The organism is Rhizobium sp. UGM030330-04 (assembly GCF_003208455.1).
Lineage (GTDB): Bacteria > Pseudomonadota > Alphaproteobacteria > Rhizobiales > Rhizobiaceae > Agrobacterium > Agrobacterium rhizogenes_A.
This window is the reverse complement of sequence record NZ_QKML01000001.1, coordinates 461,367-482,324: the sequence shown is the minus strand read 5'-3', so window position 1 is coordinate 482,324 and position 20,958 is coordinate 461,367. Positions and strand designations below refer to the sequence as shown.

Genomic DNA, 20,958 nt, shown 5'->3' with positions numbered 1-20,958 from the left:
TTGGTCCGCCATCCCGCCACCAAAATGGGGGATTTGACGCAGAAAGCCGCTCATCCGGTTTTCAGCTTACGGAAAGGGGACGAATTCACGTAAGCCTGGAGCGAAAAATCTTTAGATGTCCTGTTCAATCAGGCCGCGCAGCAGGGCAATGCTGACGGCATTCAGCAGATTGGCCGCGCCGAGCCTGGTCCGCACTGCTTCCAGTACGTCCTTCACTTCCGCTTCCTTCGCACCAGTCATAAGGGCGATGTGGGAAGGGTGTTTACCCCGCGCCACCAGTCCCAGATAGTGCCGTTCCCGGTCTGAAAGGGTGATTTCGCGCGTCTGGCGACGTTCATGCGGCGTTTTTAAAGACATGTTCTTTCTGCCTCAAAAGAGATTGACCTTCCCGGAGTGCGATCAGGTAATAATTTCATTCCCTGAGACCCGCTCGCCAACGCTCTGTCTGCACGCGAACAGAAACGCCAATTTCGCCAATAAGTTTCATATGGCATCAGGAATTATGCGATGAACGGCCGCTTTCGCAGCCGGCAGGCCCCGGTATTGACGTTATCCCCCGGTCATTGGAAGAACAGTCGTTCCGATATGTCCTGAACCGGTATCGGTTTTGGCCCGGAACAATGTACAAATTCAAAGCTTTGGAATGTTTCCGTCACACTCGACGGGCCACGCGGCGCTCTAATAGGCGATATCGGACAGCGATAAAATAACATCCCACGCCAAGTTTTGCGCTTTTATTGTTATGTTTCGGCACATATGCCGTGAAAAGCCGACATAATTTTTAAATTTAAAGTGTAATTTTGAAATATAGGTGCCGTAAATGGGTTTTATCCGGCGGAATGATGCGCATGTTTCTTGCGAATATCCGTCGGGGTGGCCCCGAACCAGCGGGACACCGAGCGTGAAAACGCTCCGGGTGTCGAATAGCCCAGCCTGTAGCTTATGTCAGAAACCGGCAGGTCGCTTTCCACCAGAAGCTTGAAGCCGGCGTTCTTGCGTATGGCATCCTTGATCTCGTTGAGATTAGTGCCAAGTTCGGCAAGCCGCCGCTGAAAACTCCGTTCGGAGAGATTGAAATAGGGTGCGATCTCACCGAGAGAAAGCTCCGCATCCGACAGCCGCATCTGCATGTATCGTTTCACTTGGTCGATGAAATGTGTTGCGTCGGCCGAGGTTTCCGGTCGCAGCATCCGGCACTGCAAATTCATCAGCTCGAAAAGCCGCTCATCCGCATTCGGATTGGCCACATCGAGAAGCGATACGGGAAGACGCATCGTATGGATCGGCTGGGAAAAACTGATCCGTTTGCTCATTTTTTCTTTAAATAGCTGAATATTAATCGGTTTCTGCCGCTCCAGACCGATTTCGATCTGGTGGATGCGCTCGCCGAGAATATCGCGAAGGCGCTGGATCAGAACTGTCAGGGATAGATCCACATATTGGTCCCGCTTGGCGATAACAGGCGCAAAGGACCAGGAAAGCGTTACATGTGTGGTGTCCGCAACCATGGTGAAATTGCTGTTGTTGGTTGCGTAATAAACGTGATCCTGAAGAAAACGCAAAAAAGCCCGCACCGTGGGCGCGCTGATCAGGCCATAGCCGAATGCGCCGGATGCACCGGCCGGAAAGCTGGAGGCGCATTGCAGACCGAAGGCATCGTCACCCGAAATCAGGGCGCAGGTTTCAAGCAGGCGGCACAATCTGTCGAGGCTTATGCGCTCCGTCAGGCTGTCGAAAGTGGCGGGATCTATATCGAGAGCCTTGCAGATGGGGGCGATATCGATGCCCCGCGACCGCGCATAATTGCCGACGCCGGCGGCCAGACCAGCCACCACAGTTATCTCGTCACTGACCCTCTTTTCGGGCATCCCTCGCCTTGGCGTACCATGTTTGGAAATTGTCGCCTGATGGTAAGCTTTGCAAGGCTATTTGTCGAGCAGTACGGGCCGGGAATTCAAGACCGGCTAAGGCCGCAGCTTTGTTCCAGCACCTGCAGGATGGTCCTGCCGGCATCTTCGATGGCGCCGCTATTATCCACTGTCGTCACGTCGAAGTCTCCGGTGACCGTAAGTGAGCTGCGTTCCAGCCGCCGCAGGATATCTTCGCGGCTTTCCCGTCCGCGTTGTTCCAGCCGCCGGGCCAGCACCTCCGGCCGGGCAACGATGTTCACGACCTTGAGACGGGAAAAGGCCGAGCCGAACTGCGGCAGGGCCGAGCGGGAACCGTTGGCGATGACCACGTCTCCCGCCTCTAGATGACGGTGGACCATGGCCGGAATGCCATATTTCAGCCCATGCGCCTGCCAGGAGACGGCGAATGCGCCTTCATCCGCCAGCCGGTTGAACTCATGCATCGAAACCGCATCGTGGTTTTCGCCACCTGCATCGCCGCTGCGGGTAATGACCCGGCGGGTGAAGTGAAAACCGGGCCGTCCGGACAATTGTGTTGCCGCATAGTCCATCAGCGTGTCCTTGCCGGCCCCGCTCGGGCCGACAACCACGATCATCGTTCCCGGCATTTTTTCACGCCGGCTGTCCTCCCCGCCGTCGGTCATGCCACGCGCTTGCCCTGGCGCCAGACCGAACGGGCGACCGGAACGCCATCTTCGCGGTGAACCCGGACCAGATCGGCACGCAATCCCGTTGCGATACGGCCGCGGTCAAGAAGGCCAACGGTGCGCGCCGGCGTGGCGGTAACCATGCGGAGCGCCTCCGGCAGGGTGATGGCTTCCACCTGATCGGCGAGCAGGAATGGCGCGAAGAGCAGGCTGAAGGGCACATAGTCGGAAGAAAGAACATCCAGCACGCCGATCTCGGCAAGATCGCGGGCGGCAATGTTGCCGGAATGGGACTTGCCGCGAACGATGTTCGGCGCGCCCATCAGCACGCTCATGCCAGCGCTGTGCGAGGCTTTTGCGGCCTCGACGCTGGTGGGGAATTCCGCCAGCTTCACGCCGTGGCCGATAGCCTCGCCGACATGCGCTTCGGTGGCGTCGTCATGGCTTGCGACGGTAATGCCGCGCTCGGCGCAGCGGGCGGCCAGATAATCGCGGTGCCTGGCGGAATATTCCGCCGACGCCGCCTGCCGACGCCGCACGAACTCGGCGAAAGCCTCATCGCTCAGCCCGCGCTTCTTCTGGTAATAGAAGATGTACTGATCCATGGACTGGAACTGGCGCTGACCCGGAGAGTGGTCCATCAGCGAAATCAGCCGAACGCGCGGATCGGTTTCGAAGTCCTCGAAATGTTCGAGCACATCGGCGGAGGCAACCTCACAGCGCAGATGCAGCAGGTGATCCGCACGCAGACGGTTCTGGTCCGCTGCCGCCTCGATAGCGTCAGCCATTTCCCGCATTTCACCCTTCTTGAAACCGCCATCCTCATCCGAGCCGAGCCGCAGGCAGTCGAACACAGTGGTGATGCCGGAGGCCGCCACCTGTGCATCATGGGCCTGAATGGCGGCAATCTTGTCCCAGATCACGCCGGGACGCGGTGAATAATGTTGTTCCAGATGGTCGGTATGCAGTTCCACCAGACCGGGGATGAGGAAATCGCCTTCGAGGTCCTCTCCGGTTTTGGAGGCGCCTTCGCTGATATCGGCGATCTTGCCGTCGCGGATCAGAACAGATCCCAGAATAATATCGTCTTCCAGGACGATACGGGCATTGGACAGGGCGTGCTCGGTCATGGGTTCGCATCTTTCTTTGGCTGCTGGCCAAGCGGGTGCCAGCGATGAACGGTAAAGGGCGCGCCGCGCGTTTCTTCAATGAACAAAGCGAGGCCGGAAATGGTGAGGGGCTGGTCGACGAATTCGGCAAAACGCGCCGAAAGAACCTCTTGCATGGTGGGCTGGTCACCCTCGTCGATGCGGCCGGTGAGTGTCATGTGAAAGCGGAAGTCATCCATTACATGCGGATAACCCCAGAGTAACAGATTCTGCCGCTGGCTTTCCGTCAGCATTTGCGGCCGCCGCCGCGCAATATCGGTCTCCGACAGGGGCGCACGAAACCGGTCGAAATGATCGACGATCTCGGCGGCGAAATCCTGCAGCGGCTGGTAGGTCCGGTCCGGAACGAGCGCGAAAAACGGCCCGAGCGCGCCAACGACGACACGCGGAATATCGAAGGCCGACTGGCTGGCCGCGAAGTCTTCCACAGCGGTGAGCAGCTCCGCTTCATTGTATTTTTCGGCAAGCTCGAAAGGAGCCTTCAGCGTCGCGTGGAAGCCGTAACGGCGCGGTTCTTCCGTCATCTCGGCATAGTCGTCGTGGTCGTCATGCAACGCGCCGGAAAATGCATTGCGGCCAAGCCAGCGTGACGCTGCTTCAGTCAGCGGGTGATCTTTAGCCGGAGAAAAATAGATGGCGTAGCGCACGGCAAGCACTCTTCAGTGTCATGGGAAACCAGGGATGAGAAGCTATTTGGCGTGACTCGCCCGCTTCCCGCAAGGTCAGGAGTGCGAGGTAATCGCTTTCCGTGACAGAATGATGATGCCCATGGAAAAAAGCGCATTCGAAATGCGCCAACCCTTCCGAATGCAATGAGAGCGCAGACGGATATGACGAGGGGAGGTGGCCGGCATAAATCAGGACTGCGCGAGTGTCTGGGGTGTGAGGACAAACGTCGCCGTGACTTTCGTCACCACACCCCGATCATGGCCTAGTGCTGTGTCTTGCCGATCAGGCGGGAACGCAGCGAGTTGGAAATATGGTCGAACAGGAAAACGACGAAGAGGATAAGCAGGACCATATAGGCGACCTTGTCCCAATCGGCATTGGTACCCATCGCTTCCAGCAGTTTCAGGCCGATGCCACCCGCACCCACTGCGCCGATGATCGTGGCGGAGCGGGTGTTGCTTTCCCAGAAATAGAGCGATTGCGAAATGAAGACCGGCAGCACCTGCGGCAGCACACCGAAGCGATTGACGGCAATCGGGGAAGCGCCGACCGATTTGACGCCCTCGCGCTGCTTGTCGTCGACATTCTCCAGCGCCTCGGCATAGACCTTGCCGAGCGCGCCCGTATCGGTGAAGAAGATCGCGGCAATGCCAGGGATCGGTCCCGGGCCGAAACTGCGGGTGAAGAACAGCGCCCAGATCAACATGTCGATGGAGCGCAGGAAGTCGAACAGGCGCTTCATGCCCCAGTTCGCAGCCTTGTTGGCGGTGATATTGCGCGCCGCGATGAAGGCGAGCGGCAGGGCGACGAGCGTGCCGAACAGCGTGCCGACAAAGGCCATGACCAGCGTCTGCATCAGCTTGGATAGAATATCGGCATGCTGCCAGACGCTGTTGTCGAGGAAATCATCCGCCATATGGCTGATATTGGAGCGCTCGGGATCGAGCCTCTCGCCCCAAAGCGCGAGAGCCGCCAGTTCGCCATAACCCTTGCCCCAGAATTCCGACTTGGTGTCGAACAGGAAATTCGCCCATCCAAGGAAACGGCGTTGCACATAGACCTGGCTGGTACGGATTTCCGCCTGTCCGGCAAAACCGTAATGCACGAGGACCTTGTTGCCGTCCTGCTGGATTTCCTGCGGCCGGTTCTCAGGCGCTCGTGCCTGTTCGCCATTGATGATGACGGGATAGCTTTGACCGTCGACATAGACATCCACGCGGGTCGGCGTCACGTCAAGGCGGTTTTCCGTACCCGCATAAACGACGCTGTAGCCGCCATCCGGGAGAGGCTGCAGCCAGTCGATCTTTGCGTCGACGGGATATTGTCCGCGGCTCGACCACTGCGGCTCGACCTTGCCATCCTCGAAGCGCAGGCGCGGCTGGGCGCGCCAGGAATACCAGTCCTGAATATAGCTCGACGCACGATCCCAGCGGCCCTGCATGAAAGCCGGCCCGACATTAAAGAAGAAAAAGCAGCTGATGAGATAAATGACGGTGGCGAGAATACCGATCAGCAGACCGTAACGCTTCATGAAACCGCGTTTGAAAATCGCGGGATGCGCGGCGGTCAGCCTTTCGCGCTCGGCGGTGTTGAGAATGAAGCTGGAGGACATCAGGCCGCTCCCCGTCCGAATTCGAAGGATTGATGGCCGATCAGTCTGCGGCGCAGCCAGCTGGAAAACTGGTCGACGGCGATGATGGTGATCAGCAGCAGGATGATGATGGCATAGGTCTTGGAAGCATGGTCATTGCCGATCGACAGCCGGAACACCTCGCCGATGCCGCCGCCGCCGACCGCACCGATGATGGTGGAGGCGCGCACGTTGATTTCGGCGCGCAGCAGCGCATAGGACACGAAATTGGGCAGCACCTGCGGCACGATGGCGAAGCGAACCCGCTCCAGCCAGTTGGCGCCGGCGGCGCGCAGGCCTTCATCGGGTTTCATGTCGGCATTTTCCACCACTTCGAAGAACAGCTTGCCAAGAGCGCCGATCGTGTGGACCGAAATCGCGATGATCGCCGCAATCGGACCGATCGAGAGAATGGCGGTCAGCAAACCGGCGACGACGATTTCAGGAAAGGCACGCAGCACTTCCATCACCCGGCGCACCACCCAGCGCACGAGGCCGGCGCCGACGAGGTTGGTGGAGGCGAAGAAGCAGAGCACGAAGGCGAAGCCGGTGCCGATGATTGTCGAAACCAGCGCGATGTTGAGCGTGATGATCAGCTGGTAAATGAAATGCGGGATGTAGAAGCCATCGGTGATGTAAACGCGATCCGCGACATAGTTGTATTTCAGCGAGCCGTTCGCATAGGGCGATGGCAGGTCGAACATCGCCCGAAAAATTTCCAGCGGACTGTCCGGCACGAAGGTCTTCATGAAATCGAAGAAATAGGGCAGGCGCTCGAAGAACTTGCCCGAATTGGCCGCATTGGCGAAATTCAGTGAAGCGGCGAGAATGACGAGGAAGATCACGAGCGAAATGACGGTGTAGATCCGCCGTGTCGCAAGCTGCTGTTGATAATGGCGCATGACCGTCCGGGACGATGCGCTCAATCCCTCGGGCGAGAGGGTGCCATGGTGCAGTGTGGTCGCCATGCCGCTTTTTCCTTTATTGGCAAAAGCGGCGGCGCCGCAAGGCACCGCCGCTTTCGGTTATGATCTCAGGATCAGCCGCCGATAACGGACTTACGGGCGTCGATGATCGTCTGGTAGAAGGACGGATCGACCTTGATGTAGGCGGTGTTCTTGCCCTGGGTGAAGCCCTGGAAGCATGCGAGGTCCTTCTTCGGCAGTTCCATGAAGAAGTCTTCGACCTTCTGCTTCATGGCGTCGCCGAGCTTGTTGGTGACCATGAGCGGGCCGTTCGGGATCAGCGGCGACTTCCAGACTTCGACGATATCGTCCATGTCGAGGTTGCCCTTCTTGACCATCTGGTAGAGGTTGCCGGCCGTGTAGCCTTCTTCCCACTTGCCGACGCCCGAACCGAAGGTGGTGCCGACGTCGAACTTCTTGTCGAGAACGGCGAGAACGAGGTTCTCATGGCCGCCGCCGAAACCGGTTTCGGAGAAGTATTCCTTGACCGGAACGCCGGTTTCCTTCGGGATGGCGACGTTCGGAACGAGGAAGCCCGAGGTGGAGTCAGGGTCGGCAAAGCCGATCTTCTTGCCCTTGGCGTCAGCCAGCGTCTTGATGCCGCTGTCCTTGCGGGCAACCATGATCGTGTAATAACCGGTCGAACCGTCGGCGCCGGCCGTGGTCAGGATCGGGTCGACGGCCTTCGGATCGGCAAGAGCGATCTTGGCGTAGGAGGAGGCGCCCATGGAAGCGATGTCGATGGTGCCGCCGAGCAGGCCCTGGATGACGCCGTTATAGTCCGGCGACGGGAAAACCTGAACTTCGGAAACGCCGGTCGCAGCCTTGAGGCCATCGGCAACGCACTTGGTGTTGCGGATCTGGTCGGCTTCGTTTTCGGAGCCGTCGAGACCGATGCGCAGAACCTTGACGTCCTGAGCCATGGCGGAACCGGCCAGAACGCCAAGGGCGACTGCCGAAAGAAGGACTTTCTTCAACATGGACTTTCTCCTGTTTCCCGGCGAGCCGGAGTTTGTTGTGAGATGTCGGCCCTTGACGCGGGCGCAAACGATGCTGAGCGGTTCCTCAGAGCCCGGCGAGAGCGAGCGGTTCGGGACCGGCAGATTGCTGCACCGGACGCGCGGCAAGCTGCGCGCCGGGAATATTGATGCTGGTCGAGGTCATGGTCTCGTCGATGCCGGAGCCTTGCGAATCGGTTCCGTAAATCTCCGTGACGGCCGCAGCGGTCAGCTCCGCCGGTGTTCCGTCGAAAACGACGCGGCCCTGTGACATGCCGATGATGCGTTCGCAATAATTGCGCGCCGTATCCAGCGTGTGCAGATTGGTGATGACGGTAATGCCTTCGCGTTCGTTGATGTCGCGCAGGGCGTCCATCACGATCTTGGCATTGAGGGGATCGAGCGATGCGATCGGCTCATCGGCCAGAACCATCTTCGGAGACTGCATCAGCGCGCGGGCAATGGCGACGCGCTGCTGCTGGCCGCCGGAAAGCGTGCCGGCCGCCTGCATGGCCACATGCTCGATGCCGAGGCGCTCCAGCGCGGCGATCGCCATCAGGCGCTCGTCATTGGTGAAGATGTTGAACAGGCTGAGCGCCGTCGAACGGTGGTTGAGGCGGCCGAGCATGACATTGGTAAGCACGTCGAGACGCGGTACCAGATTGAACTGCTGGAAGATCATGGCGCAGTCACGCTGCCAGTTGCGCAACGCAGCACCCTTCAGCGCCGATACTTCCGTATCGTTGAAATGAATGGAACCCGAAGACGGATCGACGAGGCGGTTGATCATGCGCAGCAGCGTTGATTTGCCAGCGCCCGAGCGTCCGATCACGCCGACCATCTGACCCTGCGGTATCTCGACATTCACGGCATCGACCGCAGTGTGGTTGCCGAAACGGCGCGTGACTTGCTTCAGGTGAAAGCTCATTTCCCCGTCCAATCTTCTTATGACGGGGTTCGACCTAACAGCGGTCCATGAACTGCGCGTGTCAGTTTAATGAAGAAAATATTACAGAATTCGCAGATACGACACTCTGGCGTTCGCCGACAAACCTTTCGTCAAGCGTGTCATGAGCAGCAAATTCCGCCTGGTTATCAGGAGCCGACAAACAGAAATCCCGGGACATGGCCCCGGGACTGCAATTGCTTTGGTATGAGCGGAATTCACCCGCCATATTTCGCCACGAAATCCTCGGCGGCGAGCGTGCGGAAATCATCGAGCGCGCCGCGCAGTCTTGCATGGTCCCAATCCCACCAATTCAGATTGTCCATGCGCCTGCCAAGCTCTGAGGGAAAACGCTCGCGGATCAGCCGGGCGGGCACGCCGCCGACGATGGTATAGGGCGCAACATCTTTGGAAACGACCGCCCCGGCCCCGATTACCGCACCGTTCCCCACCGTCACACCGGGCAGGAGGGTCGCGCCATGGCCGATCCAGACATCGTGGCCGATCACCACGCGCTTGGCGCGGCGGGCGGCGAAGAAATCCGTTTCATCCTCGGCGTCGTCCCAGTAGCTGCGGGCGCGATAGGTGAAATGGTGCAATGTCGCCCGCTGCATCGGGTGATTGGTGGCATTGATGCGGACGGAAGCGGCGATATTGACGAATTTTCCGATAGTGGCGCACCAGATCGCGCCATCCTGCATGACGTAGGAGTAGTCGCCCATCTCAACCTCCTCGAGGCGGCAGCGCTCCGAAATTTCGGTGTAGCGGCCGATCGAGGAATTGGTGACGCGGGCGGTGTCGTGAATGACGGGTTCGAGACCGACCTTGACACTCATGCCGCTGCTTTCCGGGGGGAGAATTGCGAGACGTCGAGAATGCGGTCGGCAACGGCTTCGCGCACCTCCTCGTCGTGGAAGATGCCGAGCAGCGCCGTGCCCTTGTCCTTTTTCTCCCTGATCATGTCGACCACCACGCGCCGGTTGGTGGCGTCGAGCGAGGCGGTTGGCTCGTCGAGGAGCAGGATCGCGTGATCGGTGATGAAACCGCGCGCGATGTTGACGCGCTGTTGCTCACCGCCCGAAAAGGTCGCCGGCGGCAGAGACCACAATTCCCGCGGCAGGTTGAGTTTCGAAAGCAGCATGGCTGCCTGTTCGCGCGCGTCCCCAGTGGCAACCTTGCGTGCCAGAAGCGGCTCGGCAACCACGTCGATGGCCGCCACACGGGGCACCGTGCGCAGGAACTGGCTGACATAACCGATGGTGCGGTGGCGGATATCGAGGATCGTGCGTGGCGAAGCATTGCCGATATCGATGACCTCACCCTGATGGCGGATGAGGATCTGCCCGCTGTCGATGGCGTAGTTGCCATAGAGCATTTTCAGGATCGAGCTTTTGCCGATACCTGACGGGCCGCCGAGAACGACGCATTCGCCGCCCGAAACGGAGAAATTGACATCGCGGACAACGGGCAGCTCGATGCCGTCGCGAAGATGCATAGTGAAGCTTTTGAAGACTTCCGAAACGATAAGAGGCGTCGTCATAGCGTCAAACCTGCAAGATGGAGGAAACAAGCAATTGCGTGTAGGGTTCGCGCGGATCGTCCAGCACCCGGTCGGTGAGACCGTGTTCGATGACGTCGCCGCCCTTCATCACCATCATGCGATGGGACAGCAGCCGCGCTACGGCCAGATCATGGGTAACGACGACGACGGCAAGGCCGAGATCATTGACGAGACCACGGACCAGATCGAGCAGGCGCGCCTGCACCGAGACATCGAGACCGCCCGTCGGTTCATCCATGAAGACGAGGCGCGGTGAGGTGACGAGATTGCGGGCAATCTGCAGGCGCTGGCGCATGCCGCCGGAGAAGGCGCGCGGCTGGTCGTCGATACGGTCGGTGCCGATTTCCACCCGCTCCAGCCATTCGCTGGCCGATTGCCTTATGTTGCCGTAATGCCGGTTGCCCACGGCCATCAGCCGCTCACCGACATTGGCGCCGGCCGAAACCGCCATTCGCAGCCCGTCCGCCGGGTTCTGGTGCACGAAGCCCCAGTCGGTGCGCATCAGGAAACGCCGTTCGGCCTCACCCATGTGGTAAAGGTCACGTACCGAACCGTCGCGCATGCGATATTCCACGCTGCCCGCCGTTGGCATCAACCGGGTGGAAATGCAGTTGAGAAGCGTGGTCTTGCCGGAACCGGATTCGCCGACAATGGCCAGAACCTCGCCCGGATAAAGCTCGAAGGAGACGTTGCGGCAACCGGCGCGGTCGCCGTAATATTTGGAAACGTCCCGGACTTTCAGAAGCGGTGCGTCGCTCATTCTGCGGCCTCCTTCACATCCGCCAGCATATGGCCCTTGTGGCCATGGGCACGGCGGTCCTCGCAATGGTCGGTATCGGAGCAGACGAACATCCGCCCGCCCTTATCATCAAGCACCACTTCGTCCAGATAGACATTCCCCGCGCCGCACAGTGCGCAGGGCTTGTCGAAGCGCTGGATTTCAAAGGGGTGATCCTCGAAATCCAGGCTGACGACGTCGGTATAGGGCGGTACGGCATAGATGCGCTTTTCGCGCCCGGCGCCGAACAGTTGCAGGGCGTCCGACATATTCATTTTCGGATTGTCGAATTTCGGGGTCGGCGAGGGGTCCATCACATAACGCCCGGCAACCTTCACCGGATAGGCATAGGTGGTGGAGATGCGGCCGTTGCGGGCGATGTCCTCGTAAAGCTTGACGTGCATCAGACCGTATTCCTCTAGCGCGTGCATGACGCGGGTTTCGGTCTCGCGTGGCTCGAGGAAACGCAAGGGCTCGGGAATGGGAACCTGATAGACCAGAACCTGACCGGAATGCAGTTCTTCTTCCGGAATGCGGTGCCGCGTCTGGATGATGGTCGCATCCCTGGTGCGGGTGGTGACGGCAACATTCGCCACCTTCTGGAAGAAAGCGCGGATGGAGACCGCGTTGGTGGTGTCGTCGGCGCCCTGGTCGATGACCTTCAGCACATCGTCGGGGCCGACGATGGAGGCGGTCAGCTGCACGCCGCCGGTGCCCCAGCCATAGGGCATGGGCATTTCACGGGAAGCGAAGGGGACCTGGTAACCGGGAATGGCGATGGCCTTCAGGATAGCCCGGCGGATCATCCGCTTGGTCTGTTCGTCCAGATAGGCGAAGTTGTAGGCAGCCAGCCCGTCGTCAAATGAAACTTCTTCAAGCATTGCGCGTTAACCTTGCGAAAAAAGGAGTACAAGCTCATGGAGATTGGAATTCTTGCAGCCGTGTTCTTTGCTGTGTTTGCAGCATCGACCGTCTTTTGCGCTTACTGGTTTGGTGAGCAGCACAGCCGCTGAGCTATTCGGCCGCATCGCCCATCCATTCCGCGCCATCAGCGTTGATCGCCTCGAAATCGGCGCGCATTTTCCTGACCAGACCGAGCTCGGCCTGGAAATCCACGTAATGCGGCAGTTTCAGGTGTTCGACGAAACCCGTTGCCTGCACGTTGTCGGCGTGTGAGATGACGAATTCCTCATCCTGCGCCGGCGCAACGACATCTTCGCCGAATTCACCGGCCCGCAGCGCCCTGTCGACCAGCGACATGGCCATCGCCTTGCGTTCGCTCTGACCGAAGACCAGACCGTAACCGCGGGTGAACTGCGGTGGCGCCTTGGCCGAACCCTTGAACTGGTTGACCATCTGGCATTCGGTAACCCGGATGTCGCCGAGGGAAACAGAAAAACCGAGTTCCGGTACGTCCAGTTCGATTTCCACGTCGCCAATGCGGATTTCGCCGACGAAGGGGTGTGTGCGGCCGTAACCGCGCTGTGTCGAATAGGCGAGCGCGAGGAGGAAGCCCTCGTCGCCGCGCGCCAGCGATTGCAGGCGCAGGTCGCGTGGCATCGGAAATTCCATCGGCTCACGCGTCAGATCGCCGGCAATATGATCGTCAGGCATATCGCCATCGCTTTCGATTAGCCCTTCTTCGGCGAGAATGTCGGAAACCCGCATGACATAATCCGGTTCGCCTTCACGAATGGCAGCGGTTTCGACAGCCTCGTCTTCGAGCAGCGAAGGGTCGAGCAGGCGATGGGTATAGTCGAAGGTCGGCCCCAGCAATTGCCCGCCCGGCAAGTCCTTGTAGGTTGCCGAAACGCGTCGCTGCACCGTCATGTCCGCCGTATTGACCGGCAGCGAATAGCCGAAGCGCGGCAACGTGGTGCGGTAGGCGCGCAGCAGGAAGATGGCCTCGATCATGTCACCGCGCGCCTGCTTGACGGCAAGGGCTGCAAGCGACTGATCGTAGAGCGAGGCTTCCGCCATGACGCGGTCGACGGCGAGTGAAAGCTGCGAAACGATCTGCGCGACCGTCATCGCCGGCAGGTCGCGGTCTCCGCGCCGCTTGTCGGCCAGAAGCCGGTGGGCGTTGGCGATGGCGGTTTCCCCGCCTTTGACAGCAACATACATCTTATGCCTCCACGGGTTTAATGCGCGTCGTGCGCGGCAGGCAGACGAATTTATCGCCGGCCGTCAGGATGACATCGACGCCGCGCGGGAAGATGGCGTTGTTCTCCGCCCACAGCCTCGGGAATATGTCCGGCAGGCCGGTTGGGCTGATGATGTTGATGTGGCGGATGCCGGGGCCGGACAGCAGCAGTTCCTGTCCGCCATCGAGATCGGGCAGCTCAATGATGACCGTGGTGGAACGGTCGGGATATTCCTGGCTTCCCTGGGCGAAGAGGCCGAAGGAAGCTATGGCGCTGCCCGCCTCGATAACGGCGAAATGTGCAGCGCTTTTTTCTTCCGTCGCAATTGCCCCGGTGTGAAATCCGACCCAGCCCGGCACCGCAGTCTTGCGCAGCGCGCCGCTCAGCCAGACCGGCGTGTCATGATCGCAGAGCGCCAGCAGAACCGCGCCAGTTGCAGGAGCAAGCGGTAGCGGCGGGGCGACCGCGGTTTCGATTGTCTGCGGTGTGCCCGGACGCGCCATGCCGTCCATCAGTTTCTTGAAAATCCGCTGGGAATCGAAGACGGCGCTGGAAAAGCCGCCTGTCAATGCTTCGGCCTTTACACCCATCAATCCTCTCCTCTAACCATGGTGAAGAAATCGACCCGCGTGGCGGCGGTTTCTTTGGTTTTGCGCTGTTTTTCCTCGTTCAGTCTTTTTTCGACCGGTGAGAGCAGCTCGGTTTCAATGAAGTCGCGGGTCGGGTTTTCCTGCCAGAGAGCGTCGAAAACGGCCGCATACCAGGCCTTCTTGCGGCCGGTGCCGAGAACATGGGCATGGCCGACAGTGCCGGAAGCAAGCTTGATCGTCGCGCGGGTAACGGTGGTTTCACCCAGATTGAAAGGCGCGCCGCCGCCGCCGATACGGCCCTTGACCATGACGAGGCCGGTTTCCGGCCCACGCACGTTTTCCGTCTGCGGGCTGGCGTCCTGCCGGTTCCAGACCGCCTCAAGTTCCTGAACGGTGGCGCGGGCAAGAAGTGCCGCCACCCGCTTCCTTTCGCTAAGTATATTCGCAACTTCGTTATTCATCGCTTGACCTCTAATGTCTATTGATATAGACAACTATACAATATAAGCTACAATTAACGTCGATGAATGACAAGCGTGTGACATGAGCCCTGCAGCAGCGATGAAAAGAAAGAACGGCGTGGCGCTCTGGCGGCAGATTGCCGACAGGATCAGGGGCGAGATCGCGGCGGGCGATCACGACGAAACCGGCATGTTGCCGCCGGAAATGACACTGGCCGAAAAATTCGGCGTCAACCGCCATACCGTCCGAAGCGCCATTGCCGCACTGGCGAGCGAAGGCATCCTCGAGCCGAGGCAGGGGCGCGGCACGATGATTGCCCGCAAGGAACGGCTGAGTTTTCCGATCTCACTGCGCACACGCTTCACGGCAGGCATCGGCGATCAGGTGAAGGAAATGGAGGCGCTGCTTCTTTCCCACACGACCGAGCCTGCAAGTGCCGATCTGGCAGCGCGGCTGCAATTGCAGACCGGTGCACCGCTCGTGCGTCTGGAGACCCTGCGCAAGGCCGACACCCGGCCGGTGTCCCGTTCGACCACATGGTTTCCGGCGGATCGCTTTGCCGGAATAGGCGAGGCCTATCAGAAAAGCGGCTCGATTACGGCCGCTTTCAAGGCGCTCGGCGTGGCGGACTACGTGCGTATTTCTACTGTCATTTCTGCAAGCCACGCAGATACGCAGGATCTGGCCGATCTTGAATTGTCGCCGGGTGCCATCCTGCTCGTCACCCAAGCGCTGAATGCCGATATGGATGGCGTGCCGGTGCAATATGCCGTCAGCCGATTTTCGGCCGATACCGTCGAATTCACGGTGGAAAATTAGGGTACAGGCTTATTCCGCCTGCGAAAGACCGAGCACATCCAGCATGGAATAGAAGCCCGGCTTCTTGTCGAAGGCCCAGACAGCCGCCGTAATCGCGCCGCGTGCGAAAATGGAGCGGTCGCCGGCATAGTGGGAAAGCTCGACGCGCTCACCCTCGCCGGCAAAGATCACCGAATGTTCACCGATCACCGAACCGCCGCGCAGCGTGGCGAAACCGATGGTGCCGGTCTCCCGCGCACCCGTATGTCCGTCGCGCACGCGCACCGAGGAGGTGGTGAGATCGACCCTGCGGCCGGCCGCCGCCGCTTCGCCAAGCAGAAGTGCCGTACCGGACGGCGCATCCACCTTGTGCTTGTGGTGCATTTCCAGAACTTCGATATCCCAGTTCTGCGCATCCAGTGCCTGCGCCGCCTGCTGCGTCAAAACACTGAGCAGGTTGACGCCGAGGCTCATATTGCCCGACTTGACGATGCGCGCATGGCGCGATGCCGCCTTGAATTTTTCCTCGTCTTCGGGGGAGCAGCCCGTGGTGCCGATGACATGCACGATGCGTGCCTGCGCGGCGAGGCCGGCGAAGGTGACACTGGTTGCCGGTGAGGTGAAGTCGATAACGCCTTCCGCATGCAGGAACGCCTGCAGTGGATCGCTTGTGATTTCGACGCCAATCGGGCCGAGACCGGCAATCTCGCCGGCATCGCGGCCGACAAAGGCCGAGCCCTCACGCGCGACGGCGGCATGCAGCTGGACGCCTGGTGTCTGGTGAATGAGGCGGATCAGCGCCTGTCCCATGCGGCCCGCCGCGCCGACCACCACCAGTTTCATGCCGCTGTTGCCCATGCTGTCACTCACTTCTCATGTCGGGCGGATCGAGACCCGCCGGTATCGGACGTTTGATATTTGCAGCGGTGACGTTAAAGACCAGCCGCTCGCTTCGCAAGCGTCACATGGGAAGGGTAGCCGCTTTGAGAGGAGAGCGGTCAGGCTCTCCAGCGCCGCCCATCCAGCGCCAGGCCGAAATCGGAAGGCGTTCTCGCATAGGTGGCAAGGCCGGAAAGCGCCGCCTGCGGATGGGTGACCACGAAGGTCGGAATGGTCCGCATCAGCGCGCTGTGTGGCGCCTTGTCTTCGAACGCGGCCCGGAATTCCGGGCTCTTCAGCGCCGGGATGATCTTCTGCGAAATGCCGCCGGCGAGATAAACGCCGCCCTTGGCCATGAAAATCAACGCAAGATCGCCAGCCACACGGCCGAGATAGGTGCTGAAAAGCGAAAGCGTTTCTTTTGCTTGCGCATTCTGGCCCGAAAGCCCCTGCGAGGTGATGTCGGCCGGGTCGGAAAAGACCGGTTCGATGCGATCGGTCTTGCAGATGGCGCGGTAGAGATTGACCAGTCCGCGTCCGCACAGGATCTGCTCGCCGGCAACACGGCCCTCAATGGTTTCGATATGCGGGAAAACCGCATAATCACGCGCGCTCCTTGGGCCGACATCGATATGGCCGCCCTCACCGGGTACCGGGAACCACATATGGCGGGCGTAAACCAGACCGGCGACCCCGAGGCCCGTGCCAGGTCCGAGAACGACACGCGACGCCAGCATGTCTTTCTTGCCGGAGCCGATAGGTTCGCGGTTGTCGTCGTCAAGCGCTGCAATCGCCAGAGCCTGTGCTTCAAAATCATTGATGACGATGACGTCCTTCAGGCCGAGATTAGCCAGCATGCTCTTCGGCTTGACGACCCAGTGGCAGTTGGTGAGCGGTATCTCGTCGCCTTCGATAGGGCCGGCAATCGCAAGAATGGTCGAGACCGGCTGAAGCGAGGTCTTGTCCAGAACCGCCTGCTGGATGGCGTCGTCGATCGTCGGGTATTCCGCGGTCTTTACCGTGGTCAGGTGTACGGGGTCCGCAAAGGAATCGATCAGAATGGAAAAGCGGGCATTGGTGCCGCCGATGTCGCCAAGAAGGATCGGAAAGGACAGATATTCGGTATCGGACGTCTTCGGCATTGCCTGTTCCATATTGGTGGGTGCGGGTCAGTCGGCGGAGTTGAAATCGATCAGGTTTTCTGCGGTGGCGCGGTTGAGCGCCATGGGAATGTCGTAAACCGTGGCAAGCCGGGTCAGCGCTTTCACATCCACATCATGCGGCATGGCCGTCAGCGGGTCGGTGAAAAAGATCAGCATATCCACCTCGCCGGTGGCGATCATCGCTCCGATCTGCTGGTCGCCGCCAAGCGGCCCGCTTTTCAGACGAATGACCTCGAGCCCCGGGCAGGCTTCCTGTACCCGCCCGCCGGTCGTGCCGGTGGCGACGATCCTGAAATTGGAGAGCGCCTTCTGGTGATGACGGGCGAAATCCGCCATATCGTCTTTTTTCTCGTCGTGAGCGATGAGCGCGATACAGCGTTGCCCTTCCATGGTCCCAGCCTGTCCCCGTAAAGAATTAAATCGATTTGAAGCCTTCTATAACAGCTTGCCGCCATTTGAAAAGGGAAGCTGTTGAATGCCTCATTTCTGTTTCAGTTCAATGTCGGACGTTGGGTCGGAAGCGGAATATCCGAAGGTGGCTGCAGGGTCGGAGCGTTCTGAATGACCTGTTCGACGCTTTGCTGGCGCACGGCCTGAACCGGTGCTGGGGAATAGGCCTGCGCAGCAATACCCTCGGGGTTGGCGGAAGGGGCGGCAGCCACGGCGGCGCAGGCGGCGGGCAGGTCGGAGACCATCACCTGTCGCGGTTTCACCGGCTTGGCGTTAGGGTCCTTCTTCGGTGCTGCCCATGGTTCCTTGGAAAACCACCAGGCGAGCGACTTGTCGCAGCCATCGCCCTTGCCCACGGCCGCCTGCGGCTTGCAGTTCGGCGCGCCGGGCGGGCATTCGAGGCGGATATGGAAATGTTCGTCATGCCCATAGATCGGCCTGATCTTGCCCATGAAGGTGCGGTCGCCGGTCCATGTCTGGCAAAGCTTCTGCTTGATGGCCGGGTTGACGAAGACGCGTTCCACTTGCGGATAGCTCGCCGCCATCATCACCAGCCGGGCATTGAGCGGCGACCATTTGCGATCATCGACCGTCAGAAATTTGCTCTTGTCCAGCATGGAGATGAACGGCACCGTTTCGCGCTGCTCCACGCTCAGCCGGGGATTAGGCATCGGCCGCCACCAGACATCCACATCGAGGCCGATCTGATGCGAGGCATGGCCGGTCAGCATCGGCCCGCCGCGCGGCTGGGAAATATCGCCGAGCAGCAGGCCCGGCCAGCCGATTTTCTGCGCATCCTGTGAAAACCGCTCAAGGAAGGAAATCAGCTGCGGCTGGCCCCAGCGCCGGTTGCGTGAAAGCCGCATGGCCTGCCAGCCGGGACCGTCCGTCGGCATGGCGATGGCGCCGGACTGGCAGCCCTTGGCATAAGAGCCGATCGGCTGGGAGGCCGCAGCGGAGGGCAGGGCCATATGGCCGAACACTTCTTTCGCAGGCCGGTCCTCGGCCGATGCGGTTTCCATCTGCAACTGCAGCGCGGAGACGACGGAAATCGCCAGCATGGCCGCCTTGAAAATTCTGGATGATCCCGCCGTCATATAGCCGTGTCCGTCCGATCAGATGATTCTCTTCCCCGCAGAATAAACTGGAACGGGATTTTGTTGAAACCATGTTTCGCCCCACATCCCGCAAAGCGCGGGGATAACGACGCCGATAAAGAGCTTGTGAGCCAGCGCATCTGTTTTTTGACAATCTTTGTTTTATGCTCTCTTCAACAAACACTAAAACAGGGAACTTCCCGAATGATATTGGCGCCATTGAAATCCCGTTTCCTCATCGCTCTTGCGGCATCCGCCATGCTGATACCGGCGGCGGCCTCCGCCCAGTCTGCGGATGTGTGGCGCAAGGGGATTTCGACGGTCGGGGAGCTGAAACATCCGGATGGTTTCGATCATTTCGACTATGTGAACACCAAGGCCCCGAAAGGCGGCGCGCTTCGCCTGTCGACGACGGGAACCTTCGATACGCTCAATCCGCTGCTCGCCAAGGGCGAGGCGGCGACCGGCCTTTCGCTGGTTTTCGATACGCTGATGAAATCGACGGAAGAGGAACTCTCGGCCTCCTACGGGCTTCTGGCAGAGGGCGTCAGCTATCCCGACGACATCTCCAAAGCCACGTTCCGGCTGCGGGCGGAGGCCAAATGGGCGGACGGCAAACCGGTAACCCCGGAGGATGTCGTTTTCAGCTTCGAAAAGGCCAAGGACCTGAGCCCGCAGCTCGCCACCTACTATACCCACGTCACCAAGGCGGAGGTGAGTGGCGAAAGGGACATCATCTTCACCTTCGATGAAAAGAACAATCGCGAGCTGCCGCAGATCGTCGGGCAATTGCTCATCGTTCCCAAGCACTGGTGGGAGGCCGCAGGTCCGGACGGCAAGCCGCGTGATATCTCCCGTGGCACGCTGGAGCCGGTGATGGGCTCCGGCCCCTACAAGATCGCCTCGCTGTCTCCCGGTTCCACGATGACCTATGAGCGTCGCGACGATTATTGGGGCAAGGACGTCAATGTGAATGTCGGGATGAACAATTTCAAAACCATCACCTACAGCTTCTTTTCCGATCAGGATGTGGAATTCCAGGCCTTCAAATCCGGCACCGTCGATTTCCGGCAGGAAGCCTCATCCAGCCGCTGGGTCACGGGTTATGATTTTCCGGCCGTCAAGGAAGGCCGCGTCAAGAAAGAGGAACTGCCGAATATCTACCGCTCCGTCGGCATCATGCAGGCCTTCGTGCCGAACATGCGCCGTGAAAAGTTCCAGAACCCCAGCCTGCGCAAGGCGCTCAATTACGCCTTCGATTTCGAGGAACTGAACCGCACATTGGCTTACGGCCAGTTCCAGCGCATCAACAGCTTCTTCATGGGCAGCGAGCTCGCCTCTTCCGGCCTGCCGACCGGGCGCGAGCTGGAACTCTTGCAGGAGTTGAAGGATCAGGTTCCGCCGGAAGTCTTCACCACCGAATACCGCAACCCGGTGGCAGGCGATCCCGCCAAGCAGCGCGACAATCTGCGCGAGGCGGTGAAGCTGATGAAGGACGCCGGTTACGAGCTGCGTGGCAACCGCATGGTCAATGTGGCAACTGGACAGCCGCTGGATATGGAATTCCTGATCGATTCCTCGGGCATGGAACGAACCATCCTGCCCTATGTCCAGAACCTCAAAAAGATCGGCATCAATGCCACGATCCGCACGGTTGATGCCTCGCAATATACCAACCGCACCCGCAGCTTCGATTTCGACATCGCCGTCAAGCTCTGGGCGACATCGGCCAATCCCGGCAACGAACAGGCGGATTTCTGGGGCTCGGCCGCCGCCGACCGGCAGGGGTCCAACAACCTTGCCGGCATCAAGAACCCGGCCGTCGATGCGCTGGTCAGAAAGGTCATATTTGCGCCCAACCGGGATGAGCAGGTGGCCGCGGCGCGGGCGCTCGACCGGGTGCTTCTGGCAAACAGCTATGTCATTCCGCAATTTTACCGCGGCGAGATGTTCATCGCTTACTGGAACACGCTCACCCGCCCTGAAAACCTGCCCGAATATGGCATCGGTTTTCCGGAAGCTTGGTGGTCAAGCCAGGCCGCAAACTGACGCCGGCCTTGCTTTCGCGCCGAAGGCTTGATTCACATAGGGCGATACGAATC

22 protein-coding genes are annotated in these 20,958 nt (G+C 59.9%); 2 read left to right on the top strand and 20 right to left on the bottom strand.

Going from position 1 to position 20,958, the window contains the following annotated elements; all coding sequences use genetic code 11:
• Positions 1 to 111: 111 nt before the first annotated feature.
• The 16 genes from N434_RS02425 to phnG form a co-directional block, all read right to left on the bottom strand.
• On the bottom strand, positions 112 to 357 hold the full coding sequence (locus N434_RS02425) for a helix-turn-helix domain-containing protein (protein WP_110755809.1): 246 nt from the start codon (positions 355 to 357) through the stop codon (positions 112 to 114).
• A 470-nt stretch (positions 358 to 827) separates the two neighbouring features.
• Positions 828 to 1,868, bottom strand: a complete 1,041-nt coding sequence (locus N434_RS02420; protein ID WP_110755807.1) for an AraC family transcriptional regulator — start codon at positions 1,866 to 1,868, stop codon at positions 828 to 830.
• Positions 1,869 to 1,954: 86 nt separating this feature from the next.
• Positions 1,955 to 2,554 carry a phosphonate metabolism protein/1,5-bisphosphokinase (PRPP-forming) PhnN gene (phnN, locus tag N434_RS02415; RefSeq protein WP_065114560.1) on the bottom strand — a complete coding sequence of 200 codons (600 nt, stop codon included), beginning with the start codon at positions 2,552 to 2,554 and terminating at the stop codon, positions 1,955 to 1,957.
• Positions 2,551 to 3,687, bottom strand: coding sequence for an alpha-D-ribose 1-methylphosphonate 5-triphosphate diphosphatase (locus N434_RS02410; protein WP_110755805.1), 1,137 nt, complete (start codon positions 3,685 to 3,687; stop codon positions 2,551 to 2,553). Before N434_RS02410 ends, phnN begins: the two co-directional genes overlap by 4 nt.
• Complete coding sequence (locus tag N434_RS02405) at positions 3,684 to 4,382, bottom strand: DUF1045 domain-containing protein (RefSeq protein WP_181423848.1); 699 nt, start codon at positions 4,380 to 4,382, stop codon at positions 3,684 to 3,686. The genes N434_RS02410 and N434_RS02405 overlap by 4 nt, the downstream gene beginning before the upstream one ends.
• 275 nt (positions 4,383 to 4,657) lie before the next feature.
• Positions 4,658 to 6,007 (bottom strand): phosphonate ABC transporter, permease protein PhnE, encoded by a 1,350-nt coding sequence (gene phnE, locus N434_RS02400; RefSeq protein ID WP_110755803.1) that lies wholly within the window; start codon positions 6,005 to 6,007, stop codon positions 4,658 to 4,660.
• Positions 6,007 to 6,993, bottom strand: coding sequence for a phosphonate ABC transporter, permease protein PhnE (phnE, locus tag N434_RS02395; RefSeq protein ID WP_110755801.1), 987 nt, complete (start codon positions 6,991 to 6,993; stop codon positions 6,007 to 6,009). The genes phnE (N434_RS02400) and phnE (N434_RS02395) overlap by 1 nt, the downstream gene beginning before the upstream one ends.
• Positions 6,994 to 7,064: 71 nt before the next feature.
• Positions 7,065 to 7,970, bottom strand: a complete 906-nt coding sequence (gene phnD, locus N434_RS02390; protein WP_065114564.1) for a phosphonate ABC transporter substrate-binding protein — start codon at positions 7,968 to 7,970, stop codon at positions 7,065 to 7,067.
• 85 nt (positions 7,971 to 8,055) lie between these two features.
• On the bottom strand, positions 8,056 to 8,916 hold the full coding sequence (gene phnC / locus N434_RS02385; RefSeq protein WP_110755799.1) for a phosphonate ABC transporter ATP-binding protein: 861 nt from the start codon (positions 8,914 to 8,916) through the stop codon (positions 8,056 to 8,058).
• Positions 8,917 to 9,152: 236 nt separating this feature from the next.
• On the bottom strand, positions 9,153 to 9,770 hold the full coding sequence (locus tag N434_RS02380; protein ID WP_110755798.1) for a transferase hexapeptide repeat family protein: 618 nt from the start codon (positions 9,768 to 9,770) through the stop codon (positions 9,153 to 9,155).
• Positions 9,767 to 10,474, bottom strand: coding sequence for a phosphonate C-P lyase system protein PhnL (phnL, locus tag N434_RS02375; RefSeq protein ID WP_065114567.1), 708 nt, complete (start codon positions 10,472 to 10,474; stop codon positions 9,767 to 9,769). The genes N434_RS02380 and phnL overlap by 4 nt, the downstream gene beginning before the upstream one ends.
• Before the next feature lie 4 nt (positions 10,475 to 10,478).
• Positions 10,479 to 11,255 (bottom strand): phosphonate C-P lyase system protein PhnK, encoded by a 777-nt coding sequence (phnK, locus tag N434_RS02370; protein ID WP_003524419.1) that lies wholly within the window; start codon positions 11,253 to 11,255, stop codon positions 10,479 to 10,481.
• The gene (locus N434_RS02365; protein ID WP_110755796.1) at positions 11,252 to 12,154 is read right to left on the bottom strand and encodes an alpha-D-ribose 1-methylphosphonate 5-phosphate C-P-lyase PhnJ; all 903 of its coding nucleotides are present in this window, start codon (positions 12,152 to 12,154) and stop codon (positions 11,252 to 11,254) included. The genes phnK and N434_RS02365 overlap by 4 nt, the downstream gene beginning before the upstream one ends.
• Positions 12,155 to 12,287: 133 nt before the next feature.
• Positions 12,288 to 13,397 carry a carbon-phosphorus lyase complex subunit gene (locus tag N434_RS02360; RefSeq protein ID WP_110755795.1) on the bottom strand — a complete coding sequence of 370 codons (1,110 nt, stop codon included), beginning with the start codon at positions 13,395 to 13,397 and terminating at the stop codon, positions 12,288 to 12,290.
• Between the two features lies 1 nt (position 13,398).
• Positions 13,399 to 14,007, bottom strand: coding sequence for a phosphonate C-P lyase system protein PhnH (gene phnH, locus N434_RS02355; RefSeq protein ID WP_065114570.1), 609 nt, complete (start codon positions 14,005 to 14,007; stop codon positions 13,399 to 13,401).
• Positions 14,007 to 14,468 carry a phosphonate C-P lyase system protein PhnG gene (gene phnG / locus N434_RS02350; protein WP_065114571.1) on the bottom strand — a complete coding sequence of 154 codons (462 nt, stop codon included), beginning with the start codon at positions 14,466 to 14,468 and terminating at the stop codon, positions 14,007 to 14,009. The genes phnH and phnG overlap by 1 nt, the downstream gene beginning before the upstream one ends.
• Before the next feature lie 82 nt (positions 14,469 to 14,550).
• Here phnG and phnF point away from each other — a divergent pair, with 82 nt between their 5' ends.
• Entirely contained in the window at positions 14,551 to 15,288 is a 738-nt protein-coding gene (gene phnF / locus N434_RS02345; protein ID WP_110755793.1) for a phosphonate metabolism transcriptional regulator PhnF, read from the top strand.
• Positions 15,289 to 15,297: 9 nt separating this feature from the next.
• Here phnF and dapB read toward each other — a convergent pair whose 3' ends face one another.
• The 4 genes from dapB to mepA form a co-directional block, all read right to left on the bottom strand.
• Positions 15,298 to 16,125 carry a 4-hydroxy-tetrahydrodipicolinate reductase gene (dapB, locus tag N434_RS02340; protein ID WP_110755792.1) on the bottom strand — a complete coding sequence of 276 codons (828 nt, stop codon included), beginning with the start codon at positions 16,123 to 16,125 and terminating at the stop codon, positions 15,298 to 15,300.
• Positions 16,126 to 16,265: 140 nt separating this feature from the next.
• Positions 16,266 to 17,288 (bottom strand): glucokinase, encoded by a 1,023-nt coding sequence (locus N434_RS02335; protein ID WP_110755979.1) that lies wholly within the window; start codon positions 17,286 to 17,288, stop codon positions 16,266 to 16,268.
• A gap of 27 nt (positions 17,289 to 17,315) precedes the next feature.
• Positions 17,316 to 17,699 (bottom strand): methylglyoxal synthase, encoded by a 384-nt coding sequence (locus N434_RS02330; protein ID WP_110755790.1) that lies wholly within the window; start codon positions 17,697 to 17,699, stop codon positions 17,316 to 17,318.
• Positions 17,700 to 17,800: 101 nt separating this feature from the next.
• The gene (gene mepA, locus N434_RS02325) at positions 17,801 to 18,856 is read right to left on the bottom strand and encodes a penicillin-insensitive murein endopeptidase (RefSeq protein ID WP_110755788.1); all 1,056 of its coding nucleotides are present in this window, start codon (positions 18,854 to 18,856) and stop codon (positions 17,801 to 17,803) included.
• Between the two features lie 204 nt (positions 18,857 to 19,060).
• Here mepA and N434_RS02320 point away from each other — a divergent pair, with 204 nt between their 5' ends.
• Positions 19,061 to 20,905: an extracellular solute-binding protein gene (locus N434_RS02320; protein WP_110755787.1), complete on the top strand. Its 1,845-nt coding sequence runs from the start codon at positions 19,061 to 19,063 to the stop codon at positions 20,903 to 20,905.
• Positions 20,906 to 20,958: the final 53 nt, after the last annotated feature.

Bases quoted from the DNA above. Each gene is read 5' to 3' on its own strand.
- N434_RS02425 (WP_110755809.1), bottom strand. From the start codon at position 357: ATGTCTTTAAAAACGCCGCATGAACGTCGCCAGACGCGCGAAATCACC.
- N434_RS02420 (WP_110755807.1), bottom strand. From the start codon at position 1,868: ATGCCCGAAAAGAGGGTCAGTGACGAGATAACTGTGGTGGCTGGTCTG.
- phnN (WP_065114560.1), bottom strand. From the start codon at position 2,554: ATGACCGACGGCGGGGAGGACAGCCGGCGTGAAAAAATGCCGGGAACG.
- N434_RS02410 (WP_110755805.1), bottom strand. From the start codon at position 3,687: ATGACCGAGCACGCCCTGTCCAATGCCCGTATCGTCCTGGAAGACGAT.
- phnE (WP_110755803.1), bottom strand. From the start codon at position 6,007: ATGTCCTCCAGCTTCATTCTCAACACCGCCGAGCGCGAAAGGCTGACC.
- phnE (WP_110755801.1), bottom strand. From the start codon at position 6,993: ATGGCGACCACACTGCACCATGGCACCCTCTCGCCCGAGGGATTGAGC.
- phnD (WP_065114564.1), bottom strand. From the start codon at position 7,970: ATGTTGAAGAAAGTCCTTCTTTCGGCAGTCGCCCTTGGCGTTCTGGCC.
- phnC (WP_110755799.1), bottom strand. From the start codon at position 8,916: ATGAGCTTTCACCTGAAGCAAGTCACGCGCCGTTTCGGCAACCACACT.
- N434_RS02380 (WP_110755798.1), bottom strand. From the start codon at position 9,770: ATGAGTGTCAAGGTCGGTCTCGAACCCGTCATTCACGACACCGCCCGC.
- phnL (WP_065114567.1), bottom strand. From the start codon at position 10,474: ATGACGACGCCTCTTATCGTTTCGGAAGTCTTCAAAAGCTTCACTATG.
- phnK (WP_003524419.1), bottom strand. From the start codon at position 11,255: ATGAGCGACGCACCGCTTCTGAAAGTCCGGGACGTTTCCAAATATTAC.
- N434_RS02365 (WP_110755796.1), bottom strand. From the start codon at position 12,154: ATGCTTGAAGAAGTTTCATTTGACGACGGGCTGGCTGCCTACAACTTC.
- N434_RS02360 (WP_110755795.1), bottom strand. From the start codon at position 13,397: ATGTATGTTGCTGTCAAAGGCGGGGAAACCGCCATCGCCAACGCCCAC.
- phnH (WP_065114570.1), bottom strand. From the start codon at position 14,007: ATGGGTGTAAAGGCCGAAGCATTGACAGGCGGCTTTTCCAGCGCCGTC.
- phnG (WP_065114571.1), bottom strand. From the start codon at position 14,468: ATGAATAACGAAGTTGCGAATATACTTAGCGAAAGGAAGCGGGTGGCG.
- phnF (WP_110755793.1), top strand. From the start codon at position 14,551: ATGAGCCCTGCAGCAGCGATGAAAAGAAAGAACGGCGTGGCGCTCTGG.
- dapB (WP_110755792.1), bottom strand. From the start codon at position 16,125: ATGGGCAACAGCGGCATGAAACTGGTGGTGGTCGGCGCGGCGGGCCGC.
- N434_RS02335 (WP_110755979.1), bottom strand. From the start codon at position 17,288: ATGCCGAAGACGTCCGATACCGAATATCTGTCCTTTCCGATCCTTCTT.
- N434_RS02330 (WP_110755790.1), bottom strand. From the start codon at position 17,699: ATGGAAGGGCAACGCTGTATCGCGCTCATCGCTCACGACGAGAAAAAA.
- mepA (WP_110755788.1), bottom strand. From the start codon at position 18,856: ATGACGGCGGGATCATCCAGAATTTTCAAGGCGGCCATGCTGGCGATT.
- N434_RS02320 (WP_110755787.1), top strand. From the start codon at position 19,061: ATGATATTGGCGCCATTGAAATCCCGTTTCCTCATCGCTCTTGCGGCA.